Below are 18642 nucleotides of genomic sequence, written 5' to 3' on the forward strand. Positions count from 1 at the left end.
TCTTTTTTTTGTAATTGCACTTATTTTCCTATATTGGATTCAATTGGGTGGCAAGCTGGGCAAGTTAATAAATTTGCCGAGATAAAGGAAACTATTTTTAAGGAGGGGATGCGGTGGCGAATAAAATTTTTATGTTGTTAACCTTCATCGGTGTTCCGGTATCAGTAATTGGAACTTTGTTGCATTGGCCGAGTATTCTTTTATTTATTATTTACTGTTTAACCATTATCGCGCTGTCGAGTTATATGGGAAGGGCGACAGAAAGCTTGGCGATTGTAGCTGGACCACGAATAGGCGGCCTGCTTAATGCGACTTTTGGAAATGCTGTTGAATTGATGATTTCAATCTTTTCTTTAAAGGCTGGGCTAATCGGGGTTGTCTTGGCCTCGTTAACGGGTTCGGTACTGGGGAACCTGCTTTTGGTGGCAGGGTTGTCGTTCTTTGTTGGCGGCTTAAAATTCAAGCGCCAGAAGTTTAATGTTTATGATGCCCGCCATAATTCGGGGCTATTAATGTTTTCGGTTATCGTCGCGTTTGTGATTCCGGAAGTTTTTTCGATGGATATGAGTAATTCGAAAAATTTATCGTTTAGTGTTGGCATTTCGATCACGCTAATCTTGCTCTATCTTGCCGCTCTGTTCTTTAAGCTTGTTACCCATCGCGGGGTCTACCAGAGCGAGAGCGAAGCCCAGCATCATGATGAAGAACCGGAGTGGGGGAAAGGGAAGGCAATTGCGGTATTATTAGTGGCGACACTTGCGGTTGCTTATATTTCGGAGAATCTGGTTCATACCTTTGAATATGTAGCCCAATCATTCGGCTGGTCTGAACTATTTATTGGTATTATCATTGTTGCTATCGTCGGTAATGCCGCTGAACACGCATCAGCAGTATTAATGGCATACAAAAACAAAATGGACGTTGCCGTCGAAATAGCGATTGGATCCACTTTACAGGTTGCGATGTTTGTAGCACCATTGTTAGTGTTAATCTCACTGTTTTTTGAAACATCCATGCCGCTTCTGTTTACATGGCAAGAGCTAACGGCTATGGCCTCGTCTGTCCTGTTAATGGTCGTCATCTCTAATGATGGCGAAAGCAACTGGTTTGAAGGACTAACCCTGCTTGCAGCATACGTCATCATGGGAATTGGATTTTATCTTCTATAAACATAAAAAGACTCTGCGCCGGTTGACGCAGAGTCTTCTTTCATTTGAATTCAAAATCGGGGTAATTCATTTTTTTAAAATCAACTGGTGAACCTATTCATGTATGGGTTATTAAATCAATCGCTTTTTTCCTGGGACCATCAATCACCAACCTTCATGTTTGTTAAATAAGAGAAACACGAGTGTTGACTATCATATATGTGAGTAATCCCAACCTCCTTAAAGATATTCGATAAATTGGTTAGCAGATTGATTGCAGCCCTCCTTTTTGAAAGGTTAAGTTTATTATAAATGATTATTATAATTTTGTAAATGTTCTAATTATTACAATTATATTACTTTTCGCCTGAATACTAGAGAATGAGATCATTGCCCCGGTAACAAGGAAGCAAAAATAATTTTCATGCAATGGTCAGAAAGTGGATAATATTTATGAACTCCGAAAAAACTACTATCAGACTAATTTACTATTGTCGCGAAAGGAGTTCTTCACACTGTGAAAAAATTAATACCTGTCTTTATGTCTGTGCTATTAATGATTACCATTTTACCAGCTGCCTTGGCTGAAAAAGCACCTGCTAATAAGGAAGTAAAATATCAAATTCCGGCCTCGGTACGTAATATTTCAAAAGAAAATACGTACCCCAATTCAACGCAGGACCTGCCAGAATTACAGCCGAGTGAGCTGACTAAAAAATTGATCAACTCCTCAAAGGTAAAAATCAAAAATCCTGATTTGATACGTATGCTTAACGAGACTAGCATCAACAGTTCACCGTTTGCACTCGGTTATCGTGCGATTATTTACCTTGGCCAGTGGCCGTTGAACTATGAATCATCGGAAACATCGCCAAACTGGGAGTATCAAAAAATTAATACCAATTACTTTGATAACCGCGGCGGAAATGCTCCTTACAAAATTAAATATGTTCAAGAGGCCCAAAAAATTGTTCGTGGCGGGCTGACGGCAAAGATTCCAAATGCCGAAGATGTGAAAAAAATGATGCTATTGACCGCCATGGAGAAAACAAAACTGCCACTTGCCTTCGAAACGATTATCGGAGCAGGAACGAAAAATGATCATATCTATAACATTCCAAACAACCGGCTAGGTTACTTGTATGCTTATGCCCCTGGTGTGAACGAAAAGGGGAAAGTCACATACGGCGAAGTCTATATAATGCTGAAAGGCAGTAAAAAATTTATTGTGGTTAAAAATGTCACCTCACAAGGCATTGGTGCCTGGATTCCTGTTCAGGACTATGTGTCGTTTGGGTTTGTTGCATCAGAACGGCCGAGATAATCAGCGTGCTCCTATCCACCTTTGTGGGTAGGAGCCTTTATTTTGGAGAAAATGAAACTAACCATTGCGAAAGCCGCAAGATTTAGGTAGGATAAAAAAGGTAACTGAAGGGAGTGAAAACCACTTGGGCAGCCAAATTAATGATAAAAATGTACAAGTAAGTTTCTTAAAGCAACGCTTAAATATGTTTATTGATGTTCTCGACGCCATCGATCCGGAAGAAACGGATCTTGAAGATATCGATCGTCTCATTTCCATTCTTGATGAAATGGAATCCAAATGCCGCGAATTTAATAACCGCGATTTACCCGAGCCTGTTTAAATAAGCAGGCTTATTTTTTTGAGTAATAGAATGAGGTAACCCCACGTATTTCAATGAAATCGATTGCAACCAATTTCTTTAATTCTTACCCCTTTAGGAGTATAATTTAAACGTGTGAAAAATTGTAATTTTTAAAAAGAGATCTTCAGAGGACAAAGGGAAAGGGGAATTCCAAATTGAATATCGCTACATTTGAAGAAAGCATGTACAAGCTGGTTGTAGAAACTTCCACGAAGCTTCCAAAGGATGTTCGCCGTGCCATCAAGGCTGCCAAGGAAAAAGAAAACGCTGGCACTCGTGCAGCAATGAGCCTTGCGACTATTACCAACAACATCAAAATGGCTGACGACCAGGTATCGCCAATTTGCCAGGATACCGGCCTGCCTACATTTAAAATTAAAACTCCAGTTGGTGTTAACCAATTAGAATTAAAAGAAGCGATCAAAAAGGCCATCATCCAGGCTACAAAAGAGGGAAAGCTACGCCCGAACGCTGTAGATTCGCTGACCGGGGAAAACAGCGGCGACAACCTTGGAGCGGGAGTACCTGTTTTTAAGTTTGATCAATGGGAAAAAGACTATATCGATGTGAAGCTGATTTTAAAAGGCGGCGGCTGTGAAAACAAAAACATCCAATACAGTCTGCCATGTGAACTCGATGGACTTGGCCGCGCTGGCCGTGACCTGGACGGAATTCGCAAATGTATCATGCATTCCGTTTACCAGGCACAAGGTCAAGGCTGCTCAGCAGGGTTCATCGGTGTCGGCATCGGCGGCGACCGGTCTTCAGGTTATGATTTAGCGAAAGAACAATTATTCCGCTCAGTTGAAGATGTGAATCCGAACGAAGACCTTCGCAAGCTTGAAGAGTATGTTCTGGAAAATGCTAATAAATTAGGGATCGGTACGATGGGCTTCGGCGGCGAGGCGACTCTGCTTGGCTGTAAAATTGGCGTCATGCACCGGATTCCAGCTAGCTTCTATGTATCAGTTGCTTACAACTGCTGGGCATACCGCCGCATGGGCGTCTCAGTTGACCCAGAAACAGGAGCTATTCTTGAATGGGCGTACCAAGATGGCGAATTCATTGATTTCGCTTCAGAGAATGAAGCAGCTGAGGCGGAGGTTGCCGCTGCAGTGGAAGAGGATGTTATTACATTGCAGGCACCAATTACGGAAGAGCAAATCCGTGGTCTGAAGGTCGGGGACGTTGTCCAAATTAACGGCATGATGTACACCGGCCGCGACGCAATCCACAAATATTTGAGCGACAACCACGCACCAGTTGATTTGAACGGCCAAGTCATTTACCACTGTGGTCCGGTTATGTTGAAGGATAAAGAAGGGGTATGGCACGTCAAAGCTGCCGGCCCGACAACCAGTATCCGCGAGGAGCCATACCAAGGCGACATTATGAAGAAATTTGGCATCCGAGCCGTCATCGGTAAAGGCGGAATGGGTCCGCGGACATTAGCTGCGTTGCAGGAACACGGCGGCGTATACCTCAATGCCATCGGTGGCGCTGCGCAATACTACGCTGACTGTATCAAAGGCGTCGAAGGCGTTGACTTGATGCAATTCGGAATTCCAGAGGCCATGTGGCACCTACGTGTAGAAGGCTTCAAAGCGGTCGTGACAATGGACTCTCACGGTAACAGCCTGCACGCCGATGTGGATAAATCTTCTTTAGAAAAATTAGCTCAGTTCAAGGAGCGGGTTTTTAATTAAAAGATATTTAGGGGCGGACCTGGTTTTGCGGGTCTGCCTTTTTTTGTGGGGAGTGGGTTTTGGTTTTTATTAAAAAGGGTAATTTTGGGGTTTTGGTTAAGGGGGAGTGGGGTGTACTCAGTTGGGTTTGGATGCTTTTACTAAAGGAAATTGTCAGTTTGTAGAATTGTTTGGGATACTTGTAGAATTCCCATGTAAATGCGTAGAATTCCTTTAGACCTTCGTAGAATTTATAGTCATTTACGTAGAATTAACAACGAATCGCGTAGAATTATGTCTGATTTGTGTAGAATTAATTTATTTCATATGAATGTTACATATAACATGGAAGGAAAATAGAGTTTTTTGTAGAAATTATACCCAAATGACATAGGAGGGATCAAATTGTTTGATAAAAACCTTACCAAACCACTAATTTTAGAGCAGCACGAGGCGCTTGAACGAAGATTAGTGCAAAATCACCCAAAAAGATCCGAAGTTGAAGAAAAATTAGGTGCCCTAAGAGCAGGTTACCGAGGAGAAAAAACCCTAAACTACTTCTTAAGCTTACTCCCACCAAAAAAGTACCACATTTTCCACGACGTACGCCTTCCCATCGGGCCAACCTTTTTCCAAATTGACGCAGTTCTAACGTTCGAGAACATGGGATTCATAATAGATAATAAAAATTACGCGGGAACATTAACGCTAGACAAATTCCAACTAACACAACAATTTAATAATACTGAAAAAGTATATCAAAATCCCATTTCACAAACTAATCGTCACATAATCCTCTTGAGAAATTTATTTGATCAATTCCAAGTACCAATTATTCCATTTGAAAACTTAGTTTGTTTTAGTAACCCAACATCCATAATAAAAATTACACCAGGTTATGGTGAAGCAGAAAAAAGGGCCTTCAAAGCGGACAATCTTTTAAAGAAAATTGACGAATTCGAAAGATACTATAAAAAAGAACTTCTCGACCAAAAGGCCTTGGGAAAAATAAAAAAGTTTATCCTAAATAAACATACACCATTAATAACCGATATACTTAAAACTTATAATATTGGGCCGGGAGATATCGTACCTGGTGTGCAGTGTCCAAAATGTTTGCATATACCGATTTATTATGAAGCAGGTAATTGGATTTGTCCGTGTTGTTTGGCAGTTTCTAAAGATGCACATCTCCCTGCAATTCAGGACTTTTTTCTTCTAATAAAACCGTGGATTACTAATTCGGAATTAAGGGAATTTCTTCTTCTCCCCTCACCAAGGGTAGCAACCTACATATTCTCATCTTCAAACTTACCTATCAGCGGAAGTACAAAAGGCCGCATCTACCACCAACCCAAATGACTTTCCTTTATATACTAATCATCATTTCCCACCAACAACAAACAATATAAAAAACAAATTTGGGGGAAAATTGGATGAAACGATTATTGTACGCACTAAGTGTGTTGATTCTATTGGTGCCAAGCATTACATATGCGGCATTACCGAACCGGCCGATTCATTGGGGCTTTAAGAAATCAGTTGATGAACAGCCTCCAGAGGCAGGTGCAGAGTATGATGAGATACTAGCCAAATACGGGGCTGTTTACAAAGGTGACCCTGATAAAAAAATCTTATATCTGACTTTCGACAGCGGTTATGAAAATGGACAAATGCCGAAAATTCTTAAGGTGTTAAAAAAAGAAAAAGTCCCAGCGACGTTTTTTGTAACGGGGCATTTTCTACTATCGCAGCCGGAGTTGGCCAAACAAATTGTCGATGAAGGACATATCATTGGCAACCATTCCTGGCATCATCCCGATTTTACGCAGGTCAGTGACGAACGGGTTCGCGAGGAACTGAACAAAGTCAAAGAGAAAACCAAGGAAATTACAGGTCAGAAGAAAATGAAGTATCTGCGTCCGCCGCGCGGAGTTTTTAGCGAAAGAACGATGCAACTTGCCAAAGACGAGGGCTACACACATATTTTCTGGTCATTGGCCTTCGTCGATTGGAATATCAATGGCCAAAGGGGCTGGCAATACTCATACAACCACATCATGAAGCAGGCGCATCCCGGAGCCATTATTCTGCTTCACTCGGTTTCAAAGGACAATGCCGATGCCCTTGAGCAAGCGATTCAAGACCTCAAAGACAAGGGCTATAAGTTCAAAAGCCTCGATCATTTAATGAAGAAGAAATAAGCCGGATTTCGCTTGAAATTCGGTTTTTTCCTGTTTCGTGCTATAATACGGGGAAAATAATAAAGGATGGAACCCCCGTGTGGCAGGAAAGTATACAAATTGCTGGCCCCTATAATTTTGATAGCATTTTGGACCGGCATGCGCCCGATCCGTTAAAACAAGTAAATAAAGAGGAACGGCTGATTCGGGTACCGGTCGTCATCGGCAGTGAATCCCATGTTGTTGACATTAAGGCAATTGGAACTGTTGAAGAGCCTAAGTTTCATCTATCCGGAAAAAACGCTGCCGATATAGAGGCAATCCTCCATCGAATCGAAGAAATTTTTCAATGGGATAAACCGTTAAAGCCCATACATCAGCTTTTTCAAAAAACGGACTTAAAGGAAATATTCAATCAGTTCATTGGAACACCGCTCGTACTCGATTTTAACCTGTTCGACTCGCTTATCAAATGCATCATCCATCAGCAAATCAATATGAAGTTTGCCTATACGTTAACGGAGCGTTTTGTAAAAACGTTCGGCTATGAAATGGATGGAGTTTGGTTTTTTCCAAGCCCGGAAACAACTGCGAGCTTAACCGTTGATCAGTTACGCCCGCTGCAAATGAGCGGCAGAAAAGCAGAGTATGTAATTGGCATTGCAAAGGAAATCGTCGGAAATGGCTTGGACCTGGAGGCGTTGAAAAATGAATCTGATGAAGCTATTTTTGAAAAATTAATGAAAATCCGCGGAATCGGCAAATGGTCGGTAGAGAACTTTCTGTTGTTTGCCCTTGGCCGTCCGAATCTGTTTCCAATGGCCGACATTGGGATACAAAATGGAATCAAAAAGCTATATCAGCTCGAAAAAAAGCCCACCTATGAAGAAATGGAACAATACAAACAAGGCTGGGAGCCTTATTTAAGTTATGCTTCCCTTTATCTATGGCGGAGCATCGAATAATTCTGGAGTGAACTTTTATGAAAACAGAACAAAGTGTCAAGATCCAACCAAAGCAAACCTTTCCGCTTACCATCAAACGCCTAGGTATTAATGGCGAAGGTGTCGGATATTTTAAAAAGCAAGTCGTCTTTGTGCCCGGAGCGCTTCCTGGTGAGGAAGTGGTCGTGGAGGCTACGAATATTCATCCGAAGTTTGCCGAGGCAAAAATTAATAAGATTCGCATTAAATCACCGCATCGGGTCAAGCCGCTTTGTCCGGTATATGACCTATGCGGCGGCTGTCAACTGCAGCACCTCGATTATCAGCAGCAGTTAAAAGAAAAGCGAGATATCGTCCTTCAATCGCTTGAGCGTCACACCAAATTGAACCTCGAAAAACTCGATATCCGTGACACCATTGGGATGGAGAACCCATGGGGCTATCGGAACAAGAGCAGTTTTCAGGTCGGAGAAAAAGCTGGCAAAGTTTTGGCAGGATTATATGGGCTAAACTCCCATCAACTCATTAACATTGAGCAATGTGCCGTCCAGCACTCGCAGACAAATGAAGCAACAGCAGCCATCAAACGAATTCTAGAGGAACTACAAATTTCAATTTACAATGAAAAAACGAAAAAAGGCATCGTTAGAACCATTGTCACCCGCGTAGGTGTGCAAACCGGCGAGCTCCAGGTAGTCCTGATTACATCACAAAAAGAGCTTCCCAAAAAAGATGTTATTATCACGGAAATCCAAAAAATGCTGCCAAACGTGAAATCTATTGTTCAAAACATTAATGGGGAGAAGACATCTCTGATTTTTGGAGAGGAAACCCTACCGCTTGCAGGTGAAGATTTTATCCAGGAAACTCTAGGTGACCTTCAGTTCGAATTATCAGCGCGGACATTTTTTCAATTAAATCCAACCCAAACTATAAACCTTTATGACGAAGTTAAAAGGGCCGCCCAACTAACCGGTACGGAAAAAGTGGTTGACGCCTATTGTGGTGTCGGGACAATCGGTCTTTGGCTTGCCGACCAGGCTAAGGAAGTGCGCGGCATGGACGTGATTCCAGAGTCCATCGAGGATGCGAAGAAAAACGCCAAGCGCCACGGCTTCACTAATACTAAATACGTTCCCGGGAAGGCGGAAGAAGTTCTGCCAAAATGGGTCAAAAAAGGGTGGAAACCAGACGTTATCGTCGTTGATCCGCCAAGAACCGGTCTCGATAAGCAATTGCTCCAAACCATTTTACAAGTCGAAGCGGAGAAGGTCATCTATGTCTCCTGTAACCCATCAACACTGGCAAGGGACATCGAAACCTTAAGCAAGAAATATCATGTCGAGTATATTCAGCCTGTAGACATGTTTCCTCAAACGGCCCATGTTGAAGCGGTCGCGAAAATAATACTTAAAATGTAAAACAAGCTCTTCTGCTTGCAGCCCTGATTTTGTGAAAAGTACATTTTCGATTTTCAGGGCTGTTTCATGCTAAAAACTCGATTTCTTTGCACTTTTTATTTGTTAATACTAAAATGGTTAATGATTAAATTTACTGTAGTTTGATAAAAAGTGCTTAAGCATAGAATAAGTGTAATAAAAGCAGTGAAATCATTGCTTTTTATTTTTGGGGACAAGGGGTTGCCCAATTGTCCAATAATGAGAGGATTTGAATATGAAAGATAATTTTTGGCGTGATTTACCAAAGCCGTTTTTTGTACTAGCACCAATGGAAGATGTGACGGATGTTGTTTTTCGTCATGTAGTGAGCGCGGCAGCTAAACCTGATGTGTTTTTTACAGAGTTTACAAACAGTGAGAGTTATTGTCACCCACAGGGAATTCAGAGTGTGCGTGGGCGTTTGACTTTTACAGAGGATGAACAGCCAATTGTAGCCCATATATGGGGGGACAAGCCTGAGAACTTTCAGCAAATGAGTATTGGTATGGCTGAAATGGGCTATAAGGGTGTGGATATCAATATGGGCTGTCCTGTACCCAATGTGGCACAGCATGGGAAGGGAAGCGGCCTTATCTGCCGCCCGGATGTTGCAGCAGATTTAATACAGGCTGCAAAAGCAGGAGGATTACCCGTCAGTGTAAAGACTAGGCTTGGTTTCACAGAAGTAGACGAATGGCAGGAGTGGCTGACACACGTATTGGAACAAGACATTGCTAATCTTTCCATTCATCTGCGTACTAGAGAGGAAATGAGCAAAGTGCCTGCTCATTGGGAGTTGATCCCGGAGATTAAAAAACTGCGTGACAAGGTAGCACCAGGTACACTTTTGACGATCAATGGGGATATTCCTGACCGGCAAACGGGCCTGAAGCTCGCCCTTCAATACGGTATTGATGGGGTTATGATCGGTCGTGGTATTTTCCATAATCCATTTGCCTTTGAAAAAGAAAAAAAAGATCACAGCAGTAAGGAATTACTTGATTTGTTACGTTTGCATTTAGATCTCCATGATAAATATTCAAAATTACAGCTGCGTTCGTTCAAGGCTCTTCATCGCTTTTTCAAGATATATGTTAAAGGATTCAGTGGGGCGAGTGCATTGAGAAATCAATTAATGAATACAGAGTCAACCGATGAGGTGCGGGCAGTGCTCGATAATTTTGAGAGGAAAAATGTTACTGCTGGGGCGGCGGGGGAACAGTAGAATGCTGTGCCCCCGAGAATAAATTCGGATTGTGAATTTCAAGGAGTGAATAGGATGACAACTTATTTAACACCATTTAAATTTAAAAATGGAGTCGAGCTTCGTAATCGCTATGTGATGGCACCAATGACGACGTATTCTGCTAATCGTGATGATACGGTATCTGATGAAGAATTGGCGTACTACCAAGAACGTTCCTATGGAGTAGGGGCAGTGATTACAGCATGTACATATGTCATTGCCAACGGTAAAGGATTCCCAGGGCAATTTGCGGCACATAAGGATGCTTATATGGACAGTTTGCATAAAGTGGCACAAGCAATACATAAAGGCGGTGCGAAAGCGATACTGCAAATTTATCACGGTGGCCGTCAGTCGCCACGTGAACTTGTCCCAAATGGCGATGTTGTCAGTGCTAGTGAAACGATAGCGGCAGATGGTGGCAAAGCGCGTGCATTAACGGTTGAGGAGATTCACGAAATCGTGAAAGCGTTTGGGGAAGCAACGCGCCGCGCTATTGAAGCAGGCTTTGATGGCGTTGAAATACATGGTGCAAATACGTATTTACTGCAACAATTTTTCTCTGGCTTCACAAACAAACGTAGTGATGAATATGGTGGGACACTTGAAAAACGGATGCGCTTCCCATTAGAAGTAATCGCAGAAGTGAATTCAGTAAAGCAACAATATGCTGATGATTCATTTATCGTTGGCTATCGGTTCAGTCCAGAAGAACCGGAAAAAGATGGTATTACACTCGATGATACGGTACGGCTTGTAGATACTTTAGCGAATGAGCCGCTGGATTACTTGCACATTTCACTCGGGGATTTCCGTTCATTAGCACGCCGTTATGAAGGGGAGAAAGAAAATCGAATTAAAATTATCCATCGTGTCATTAATGGCCGTGTACCGCTTATTGGTGTAGGCTCTATTTATTCGAAGGAAGATGCATTCGAAGCGATGGAAACGGGTGCAGAACTACTAGCACTAGGGCGGGCATTATTAATTGAGCCTCATTGGGTTGAAAAGGTTTCGGCAGGGGAAGAAGTCATTACCGAAATGGATATGGAGCGCGATAATGTTATTCCCGGACCGTTGATGCGAATGATGCAATCACATCCTGGCTGGGTACCTGGCGTAAAATAGGACACGAAAAAAGAGGTAGCCTTCTTCATATGAGGGTACTGCACCCGGGATAGAGTGAAAATCTATCTTCCGGGATGTTTATAAATGGCTAAATATAGTGATAAATATAGATAAGATAAATGTTTAGCGGGAGGTTTAGTATGGAAAGTGAAAAAGGAAAGTTGTCACCACATCAACTGGAAGAATTACTTGAAATATTAAAAGTACGTTTTGAGAAAAACATGAATCGCCATGAAGGACTGGAATGGGCTGAGGTACAAGCCAAGCTGGAAATAAATCCTGAAAAACTGTGGTCGCTTCATGAAATGGAAAGAACGGGCGGCGAACCTGATGTGATTGGACATGATAAACAGACGGGTGAATACATATTTTATGATTGTTCAGCGGAAAGTCCGAAGGGCCGCAGAAGTGTTTGTTATGACCGTGAGGCGCTGGAATCAAGGAAACAACACAAACCGCAAACCAGCGCTATCGACTTGGCTGTTGACATGGGAATTGAGATTTTAACAGAAGAACAATACCGTGAACTGCAGAAGTTAGGAAACTTTGATAATAAAACATCTAGCTGGGTGAAAACTCCTGATAGAATTAGAAAACTGGGCGGGGCTATCTTTTGTGATCGACGCTACGACACTGTTTTTGTGTACCACAATGGTGCAGATTCCTACTATGCTGCCAGGGGTTTCCGTGGCTCGCTTAAGGTATAAACAGATACCTTGGATGTAAGAACGTAGGAGTCAAATACCATGAAGAGATTTTCGCTATAAGGCTGTATCATTGCTGAATCATTGCCAAGAAAAGGCTGTAAACCACTGCATTAACGCAGGAGTTTACAGCTTTTTTTCTTTTACTGCTAAGTATTAATTGAAAAATGAATAAAAACGAAATAGGGAAAGTTATCTTAAGAGTAATAGTAGGTCTTACCTTTTTTATTCATGGATTATCAAAGTTTCAAGGTGGAATTTCAAATACTGTAGGCTTCTTTGATAGTCTAGGGGTCCCGGGATTTATGGCGTATGTTGTTGCAGTAATTGAGTTAGTTGGTGGTATCGCATTAATTCTAGGGCTTGGAACACGAATTGTTACCCTGTTATTTGCATTAATAATGATAGGGGCTATTTTTACTGCAAAACTTTCACTAGGTTTTCTTGGCAATGGGCAAATGGCAGGATATGAACTTGACCTTGTATTATTAGCGGCTTCCCTATATTTTGTCTTTGCAGATAAATCAACATTTTCATTAGATCAGAAGTTTTTTCAATCATAAAAAGTACTCTAGGAGGACGATCTATATGGGATTTCACAGTAAACCAACCACATTTATTAGCCATGTAATAGTGAAAGTGGAAAATTTACAACGTTCAATTGAGTTTTATCAAAATGTCCTGGGATTCGATATCTTAGAACAAACAGCTTCAACAGTAAAACTAACAACTGATGGAAAAACAAGCTTTCTATCGCTGGAACAGCCTGAAAATGTTATTCCAAAACAAGGAAAAACAACTGGTTTGTATCATTTTGCGATTCTATTACCAGATCAATCGGATTTAGCCAATATTGTCATTCATTTGGTGGATAGAGGAATTCGTTTTGGGTCTTCAGATCATCTAGTTAGTGAAGCATTGTACCTGCATGATCCAGATGGGAATGAGATTGAAATTTACCGTGATCGGGCGCCGATTGAATGGAATTGGAAGGGCGACGAAGTGGATATGGCGGTTGACCCAATTGATTTTGAAAAATTGCTCATGCATGCTACTCCGGGTAAACCTTGGCAAAGAATGCCTGATGAAACGGTAATGGGTCACATTCATTTACATGTGTCAGAATTAAAGAAAACAGAAGAATTTTATGTAAAAGGGCTGGGAATGGACGTAGTCAATCGATTCGGAGGGCAGGCATTATTCCTTTCTTACGGAAAATATCACCATCATGTAGGGGTCAACACATGGAATGGCGTTGGGGCACCATCTCCTGCCAAAAATAGTGTAGGTCTTGAATCGTTTACGCTCCTATTTGATAATGAAGGAGCTCGTCAACAAACGGTTACGAATTTGAAGCAGATTGGTGCGGAGGTAGGAGAAGAAAACAATCATTTTATCACCTATGATCCTTCTGGCAATCGCATCGAGTTAGCTTTGTAAAGATGGGAGGAATCCAGTTTGGCTGCTAAAGAAGGTGCTGGTATGGAAATTGGTATATACACACTTGCAGATATTGGTCCAGACCCCTTAAATGGAAAGACGATAAGTGCTAAGGAACGAGTAAAAGAAATCATTCAAGCCGCAAAACTTGCTGATGAAGCAGGGCTTGATGTATTTGGAGTTGGAGAGCATCATCGCCTAGATTACGCTTCCTCTTCTCCTGCAGTTGTATTGGCGGCTATTGCACAAGTGACAAAACAAATTAGATTAACAAGTACAACAAGCGTTTTAAGTACGCTTGACCCTGTTCGTCTATTTGAAGATTTTGCTACTTTGGATTTAATTTCGGAAGGGCGAGCCGAAATACTGGCTGGCAGGGGAGCATTTATCGAATCATTTCCTCTATTTGGATATAGTACAAACGATTATAATGAATTGTTTGAAGAACATATGGACCTCCTGTTACAACTGGCTGAAAAGGAGACTATCACGTGGTCAGGGAAGTTCCGTTCTCCTTTAAAGGATGCTGAAATTGCCCCAAGGCCGGTACAAGAAAAATTACCCATTTGGATTGGGGTCGGAGGTACACCCGAAAGTGCTGTTCGTGCTGGAAGATTTGGGGTGGGAATGGCCTTAGCGATTTTGGGTGGTAATCCTAGTCGTTTTAAACTGCTGGTCGATTTTTATCGTCAAGCCGGAATAGCCGCCGGCCATGCACCACATGACTTAAAGGTTGGGGTAACCGGCCATGCTTACCTAGCTAAGACAACCCAGCAGGCCAAAGACGAGTTCTATCCTTATTACTCCAATTACTGGGGATATGTGAACCGTCAACGGGGAATGGGTACTAGGATGTCAAGGGATGACTTTGAACATATGGCTAGTCCGGAAACTGCTTTGTTTGTGGGGAGTCCACAGGAAGTTGTCGAAAAAATCCTTAAACAACACGAGCTCTTCGGGCACCAACGGTTCCTTGCCCAGTTAGATATAGGTGGACAGCCTTTTAAGAATGTAGCAAAAGGTATTGAGTTGTTGGCAACGGAAATTGCTCCAATTGTCCGAAGAGAAACTAGTAAATAACGTCATGCTACAGGAAGCCGGCTCCCACATGGAGGCCGGCTTCTTTTTTTATTTTTTAATCGGAGGACTGTTACTATCAACAAGAAAAGGAAGGAAATTGTTTTCTTCAGTATTTCCGTAAAATTTCTCCTGTATTTCTTGATTCGCTCTCTCTGCTTCTGAATTTGCCTCAGACGTTCCTCGATAATCATAGTCCTTGAATTGTTCACTCATTTTTACATTTGCTTCTTTAGTCGAATTGTGATTTTGGTCTTGGGTTGACAATCGGATTCTCCTCATTTTTTATTGAAAAATCTTTCATAAATAATTCTTTAAGAAGGCATTCTATAAGAAGAAAAAGATTCCTAAAACACTTGTAAAGATATTATGTGCCAAGCAAGGCAAACTTAAACCACACCATATTTAGGGGGTTAAAAAAATGAAGTGGATGAAAAATGCTGGTTTATTAATGGTTATAACAGCTTTAATGATGTTTTCTGCAGCATGTGGAGGCGGAGACAAAAATGATACCGGTGGTGGCAATGGCGATGGTGAAGTTTCCGGATCGCTGGTGGTCTCCGGCTCTTCTGCGATGCAGCCTTTGGTAGCAGCCGCAGCAGAGGAGTTCATGGCTGAAAACCCTGGCGCGGATCTTCAGGTGAATGCAGGTGGTTCTGGTACAGGCCTATCTCAAGTGGCGGAAGGTTCAGTTGATATTGGAAATTCCGACGTTTTTGCAGAGGAAAAAGAGGGAATCCCTGCCGAAGAGCTTGTTGATCATAAAGTGGCAGTAGTCGGGATTACGGCCGCAGTAAATCCAAATGTAGGAATTAAAGATATCTCAAAAGCAGATTTAATTAAAGTTTTTACAGGTAAAATTACCAACTGGAAGGAAGTTGGCGGGAAAGATCAAAAGATTGTCCTGGTAAACCGTCCGGATGCCTCGGGTACACGTGCTATCTTCAATAAATTTGCTCTTGACGGTGCGACTCCTGCCGAAGGAATTACAGAGGATTCATCTAACACGGTGAAGAAGATTCTAACCGAAACGGAAGGTGCAGTTGGCTATCTTGCTTTCTCGTATTTCACAGATGATTCGATTACTCCTCTTTCTGTCGATGGGGTTGAACCAACCGAAGAAAATGTTCAAAGCGGTAAATTTCCAATCTGGGCTTACCAGCATTCTTATACAAAAGGTGAACCTAAAGGCCTTGCAAAAGAATTCCTGGACTTTTTGATGTCTGCCGATATCCAAAACACATTATTAAAAGAGCAAGGCTATTTACCTGTGACAAAAATGAAAGTAGAACGAGATGTAGAGGGGAATATCAAGAATCTCTAAAAATTGCAAGGGTAAATGCAGTAAAAAGCATTTACCCTATTAAGTCGTAAAGAGGTGTTTTGGTGCATTATGGAAAAAACAATTCCTGCTAAGGACCGATTATTGAAATCAGGAAAAAGTGGATTAGGGAATGAAACACGTGGCAGGGTCCTAGTAATACTATGTGCGGTGATTATGATTGCCGTTACGATCTCTATCACCATTTTCTTAGCAACAAAGGGGTTACAGTCATTTATAAGAAATGGTGTCAGCCTGATCGAATTTATAACCAGCACAGAATGGAATCCCACCAATAAAGCAAATCCAGCATATGGGGCATTCCCGTTTATTTTTGGCTCATTTGCTGTTACCCTGCTTTCAGCGTTAGTGGCGGCCCCGCTTGGGGTTGGTGCTGCAATATTTATGACAGAAATTGCTCCTTCGTGGGGAAAAAAGGTATTACAGCCTGTTATTGAACTTCTGGTCGGAATTCCATCAGTTGTTTACGGGTTTATCGGACTTTCAGTGCTGGTTCCGTTTATCAGGGAAAATATCGGCGGGCTCGGGTTTAGTTTATTAGCAGGAACGGTTGTACTATCCATTATGATTCTACCGACAATAACGAGTATTGCTACTGATGCAATGAGTTCGCTGCCTAAAAATCTTCGTGAAGGTTCCTATGCGTTAGGGGCAACTCGCTGGCAAACCATCTGGAAAGTCTTAATTCCTGCAGGGTTACCCACGCTGTTGACAGCTGTTATTCTTGGAATGGCGCGAGCATTTGGGGAGGCATTAGCAGTCCAAATGGTAATCGGAAATGTAAGGGATTTACCTTCCAGTTTCCTTGATGCATCTGCGACTCTCACGACAATCATCACGTTAAATATGGGTCATACCACATACGGAAGCGTTGAAAACAATACACTGTGGTCGATGGGCCTAATACTATTAATCATGTCATTCGTGTTTATTATCCTCATCCGCTATATATCATCAAGGAGGAAAATGCAATGAACAGCAAATCAGCAGATCGAATTGCGACAGGTGTATTTGTTGCGATAGCTGTCATCATCATATCCGTTTTAGTCGGATTGTTTTCCTATATTCTAGTAAATGGTTTAACCCATATATCTGTGGATTTTTTAACATCGCCCTCTAGTAATGTTCGTGCTGGCGGCGGAATTCGAGATCAATTATTTAACTCATTTTATATCCTGGTTTTAACCATGTTAATTTCTGTGCCGCTTGGCTTAGGCGGTGGAATTTATATGGCAGAGTATGCAAAGCCGGGAAAGGTTACAGATATCATCAGGTCTTGTATTGAGGTTTTATCCTCATTACCGTCGATTGTCATCGGAATGTTCGGCTTATTGATGTTTGTTAATTTAACTGGTTGGGGATATACCATACTAGGAGGATCATTAGCACTGACAGTATTTAACCTTCCTGTTCTGGTTCGAGTCAGTGAGGATGCCATCCGGTCGATTCCGCGTGAATTAAAGGAAGGAAGTCTTGCCCTCGGAATTACACATTGGCATACGATTAAAACGATTCTTTTACCTAGTGCTTTTCCATCGATATTAACGGGCGCCATTCTTGCCTCAGGTCGTGTATTTGGTGAAGCAGCTGCCCTTTTGTTTACAGCAGGTCTTTCCACACCAAGACTGAATTACTTAGATTGGAATCCATTTTCTGAGCGGTCGCCTTTAAATATCTTCCGGCCCGCTGAAACACTTGCTGTCCATATTTGGTCTGTTAATACTCAAGGGCTCATCCCGGATATTGAGGATGTTTCAAATGGGTCTGCTGCAGTCTTAGTTATTTCTGTATTGATTTTTAATTTATTGGCAAGGTGGATTGGCACAATAATTCATAAAAGAATCACAGCAACGAGATAAAAGGCTGGTGAGATCATTTGAGTGAACTAATCTTGCAGGTAGAAAATTTGGAAATCTTTTATGGTGAGAAACGTGCCGTAAATGGAATTTCAATGGATATTGAAAAAAACTCGATCACCGCACTAATTGGACCTTCAGGGTGTGGAAAGTCAACATTTTTACGCACGATTAATCGAATGAATGATTTAATTCCCGGGGCTAGGGCTGAAGGTAAAATCATTTATGAAGATATAAATTTATTATCAGACCAAGTAAATGTTGTCGCATTACGAAAAGAAATTGGGATGGTTTTTCAAAAACCCAACCCATTCCCGAAATCGATCTATGATAATATTACCCACGCATTGAAATATAATGGGATAAAAAAGAAGAGTAAGTTAGACGAAATTGTCGAGGAAAGTCTGAAGAAAGCGGCGTTATGGGATGAAGTAAAGGATCGGCTCCACAAATCGGCTTTATCACTCTCGGGTGGTCAGCAGCAGCGTCTTTGTATTGCGAGGACCATTGCAATGAAACCGGCGGTAATGCTCCTTGATGAACCTTCTTCTGCGCTAGACCCGATTTCCAATGCGAAGGTAGAAGAACTAATTATTGAGTTGAAAGAGGATTATTCCATTATTATTGTTACACATAACATGTCGCAAGCATCACGGATTTCTGATAAGACGGCATTCTTTTTTAGCGGTGATTTAATTGAATATGATGTAACCGAAAAAATTTTTACTACTCCTTCAAAAAAGAAGACGGAGGAATATATTTCAGGACGGTTCGGATAGGAGG

Annotated in this window: 19 protein-coding genes; 18 read left to right on the forward strand and 1 reads right to left on the reverse strand. The window is 41.8% G+C overall.

Annotated features, from left to right (window positions below):
* Nucleotides 1-113: 113 nt before the first annotated feature.
* The 14 genes from cax to ACZ43M_RS06520 all read left to right on the forward strand — a co-directional run bounded on the left by cax (nt 114) and on the right by ACZ43M_RS06520 (nt 14664).
* Nucleotides 114-1169 carry a calcium/proton exchanger gene (cax, locus tag ACZ43M_RS06455; RefSeq protein WP_464506590.1) on the forward strand — a complete coding sequence of 352 codons (1056 nt, stop codon included), beginning with the start codon at nt 114-116 and terminating at the stop codon, nt 1167-1169.
* Between the two features lie 535 nt (nt 1170-1704).
* Nucleotides 1705-2472 carry a YfkD family protein gene (locus tag ACZ43M_RS06460; protein ID WP_464507977.1) on the forward strand — a complete coding sequence of 256 codons (768 nt, stop codon included), beginning with the start codon at nt 1705-1707 and terminating at the stop codon, nt 2470-2472.
* 124 nt (nt 2473-2596) lie between these two features.
* Nucleotides 2597-2794, forward strand: coding sequence for an SE1561 family protein (locus tag ACZ43M_RS06465; protein WP_464506591.1), 198 nt, complete (start codon nt 2597-2599; stop codon nt 2792-2794).
* Between the two features lie 203 nt (nt 2795-2997).
* Nucleotides 2998-4521, forward strand: a complete 1524-nt coding sequence (locus tag ACZ43M_RS06470; RefSeq protein WP_464507978.1) for a fumarate hydratase — start codon at nt 2998-3000, stop codon at nt 4519-4521.
* Between the two features lie 384 nt (nt 4522-4905).
* Nucleotides 4906-5862, forward strand: a complete 957-nt coding sequence (locus ACZ43M_RS06475) for a nuclease-related domain-containing protein (protein WP_464506592.1) — start codon at nt 4906-4908, stop codon at nt 5860-5862.
* 74 nt (nt 5863-5936) lie between these two features.
* Complete coding sequence (gene pdaA, locus ACZ43M_RS06480; RefSeq protein WP_464506593.1) at nt 5937-6704, forward strand: delta-lactam-biosynthetic de-N-acetylase; 768 nt, start codon at nt 5937-5939, stop codon at nt 6702-6704.
* A 77-nt stretch (nt 6705-6781) separates the two neighbouring features.
* Nucleotides 6782-7648 carry a DNA-3-methyladenine glycosylase family protein gene (locus ACZ43M_RS06485; protein WP_464506594.1) on the forward strand — a complete coding sequence of 289 codons (867 nt, stop codon included), beginning with the start codon at nt 6782-6784 and terminating at the stop codon, nt 7646-7648.
* Between the two features lie 17 nt (nt 7649-7665).
* Nucleotides 7666-9048 (forward strand): 23S rRNA (uracil(1939)-C(5))-methyltransferase RlmD, encoded by a 1383-nt coding sequence (rlmD, locus tag ACZ43M_RS06490; RefSeq protein WP_464506595.1) that lies wholly within the window; start codon nt 7666-7668, stop codon nt 9046-9048.
* Between the two features lie 253 nt (nt 9049-9301).
* The gene (locus ACZ43M_RS06495) at nt 9302-10291 is read left to right on the forward strand and encodes a tRNA dihydrouridine synthase (protein ID WP_464506596.1); all 990 of its coding nucleotides are present in this window, start codon (nt 9302-9304) and stop codon (nt 10289-10291) included.
* Nucleotides 10292-10345: 54 nt separating this feature from the next.
* Complete coding sequence (locus ACZ43M_RS06500) at nt 10346-11440, forward strand: NADH-dependent flavin oxidoreductase (protein ID WP_464506597.1); 1095 nt, start codon at nt 10346-10348, stop codon at nt 11438-11440.
* Nucleotides 11441-11580: 140 nt separating this feature from the next.
* Nucleotides 11581-12147: a DUF4256 domain-containing protein gene (locus ACZ43M_RS06505; protein ID WP_464506598.1), complete on the forward strand. Its 567-nt coding sequence runs from the start codon at nt 11581-11583 to the stop codon at nt 12145-12147.
* A gap of 164 nt (nt 12148-12311) precedes the next feature.
* Nucleotides 12312-12707: a DoxX family protein gene (locus tag ACZ43M_RS06510; protein WP_464506599.1), complete on the forward strand. Its 396-nt coding sequence runs from the start codon at nt 12312-12314 to the stop codon at nt 12705-12707.
* Nucleotides 12708-12732: 25 nt separating this feature from the next.
* Nucleotides 12733-13584 (forward strand): VOC family protein, encoded by an 852-nt coding sequence (locus ACZ43M_RS06515; protein WP_464506600.1) that lies wholly within the window; start codon nt 12733-12735, stop codon nt 13582-13584.
* A gap of 18 nt (nt 13585-13602) precedes the next feature.
* Nucleotides 13603-14664 (forward strand): LLM class flavin-dependent oxidoreductase, encoded by a 1062-nt coding sequence (locus ACZ43M_RS06520; protein ID WP_464506601.1) that lies wholly within the window; start codon nt 13603-13605, stop codon nt 14662-14664.
* A gap of 48 nt (nt 14665-14712) precedes the next feature.
* Here ACZ43M_RS06520 and ACZ43M_RS06525 read toward each other — a convergent pair whose 3' ends face one another.
* Nucleotides 14713-14928, reverse strand: a complete 216-nt coding sequence (locus ACZ43M_RS06525; RefSeq protein ID WP_464506602.1) for a hypothetical protein — start codon at nt 14926-14928, stop codon at nt 14713-14715.
* A gap of 154 nt (nt 14929-15082) precedes the next feature.
* Between ACZ43M_RS06525 and ACZ43M_RS06530 the strand changes: the two genes are divergently transcribed.
* The 4 genes from ACZ43M_RS06530 (at nt 15083) to pstB (ending at nt 18638) form a co-directional block, all read left to right on the forward strand.
* Nucleotides 15083-15985 (forward strand): phosphate ABC transporter substrate-binding protein, encoded by a 903-nt coding sequence (locus ACZ43M_RS06530; protein WP_464506603.1) that lies wholly within the window; start codon nt 15083-15085, stop codon nt 15983-15985.
* Between the two features lie 69 nt (nt 15986-16054).
* Entirely contained in the window at nt 16055-16978 is a 924-nt protein-coding gene (gene pstC / locus ACZ43M_RS06535) for a phosphate ABC transporter permease subunit PstC (RefSeq protein WP_464506604.1), read from the forward strand.
* On the forward strand, nt 16975-17862 hold the full coding sequence (pstA, locus tag ACZ43M_RS06540; RefSeq protein ID WP_464506605.1) for a phosphate ABC transporter permease PstA: 888 nt from the start codon (nt 16975-16977) through the stop codon (nt 17860-17862). The genes pstC and pstA overlap by 4 nt, the downstream gene beginning before the upstream one ends.
* A gap of 17 nt (nt 17863-17879) precedes the next feature.
* Nucleotides 17880-18638, forward strand: a complete 759-nt coding sequence (gene pstB / locus ACZ43M_RS06545) for a phosphate ABC transporter ATP-binding protein PstB (protein WP_464506606.1) — start codon at nt 17880-17882, stop codon at nt 18636-18638.
* Nucleotides 18639-18642: the final 4 nt, after the last annotated feature.

The sequence above is a fragment of the Neobacillus sp. B24 genome (genome assembly GCF_055381825.1).

What these genes read in the sequence shown, in the direction of transcription:
- ACZ43M_RS06500 (WP_464506597.1), top strand. Translation starts at nt 10,346, where the DNA reads ATGACAACTTATTTAACACCATTTAAATTTAAAAATGGAGTCGAGCTT.
- ACZ43M_RS06505 (WP_464506598.1), top strand. Translation starts at nt 11,581, where the DNA reads ATGGAAAGTGAAAAAGGAAAGTTGTCACCACATCAACTGGAAGAATTA.
- ACZ43M_RS06510 (WP_464506599.1), top strand. Translation starts at nt 12,312, where the DNA reads ATGAATAAAAACGAAATAGGGAAAGTTATCTTAAGAGTAATAGTAGGT.
- ACZ43M_RS06530 (WP_464506603.1), top strand. Translation starts at nt 15,083, where the DNA reads ATGAAGTGGATGAAAAATGCTGGTTTATTAATGGTTATAACAGCTTTA.
- pstA (WP_464506605.1), top strand. Translation starts at nt 16,975, where the DNA reads ATGAACAGCAAATCAGCAGATCGAATTGCGACAGGTGTATTTGTTGCG.
- ACZ43M_RS06470 (WP_464507978.1), top strand. Translation starts at nt 2,998, where the DNA reads ATGTACAAGCTGGTTGTAGAAACTTCCACGAAGCTTCCAAAGGATGTT.
- ACZ43M_RS06460 (WP_464507977.1), top strand. Translation starts at nt 1,705, where the DNA reads ATGATTACCATTTTACCAGCTGCCTTGGCTGAAAAAGCACCTGCTAAT.
- ACZ43M_RS06515 (WP_464506600.1), top strand. Translation starts at nt 12,733, where the DNA reads ATGGGATTTCACAGTAAACCAACCACATTTATTAGCCATGTAATAGTG.
- pdaA (WP_464506593.1), top strand. Translation starts at nt 5,937, where the DNA reads ATGAAACGATTATTGTACGCACTAAGTGTGTTGATTCTATTGGTGCCA.
- rlmD (WP_464506595.1), top strand. Translation starts at nt 7,666, where the DNA reads ATGAAAACAGAACAAAGTGTCAAGATCCAACCAAAGCAAACCTTTCCG.
- pstC (WP_464506604.1), top strand. Translation starts at nt 16,055, where the DNA reads ATGGAAAAAACAATTCCTGCTAAGGACCGATTATTGAAATCAGGAAAA.
- ACZ43M_RS06495 (WP_464506596.1), top strand. Translation starts at nt 9,302, where the DNA reads ATGAAAGATAATTTTTGGCGTGATTTACCAAAGCCGTTTTTTGTACTA.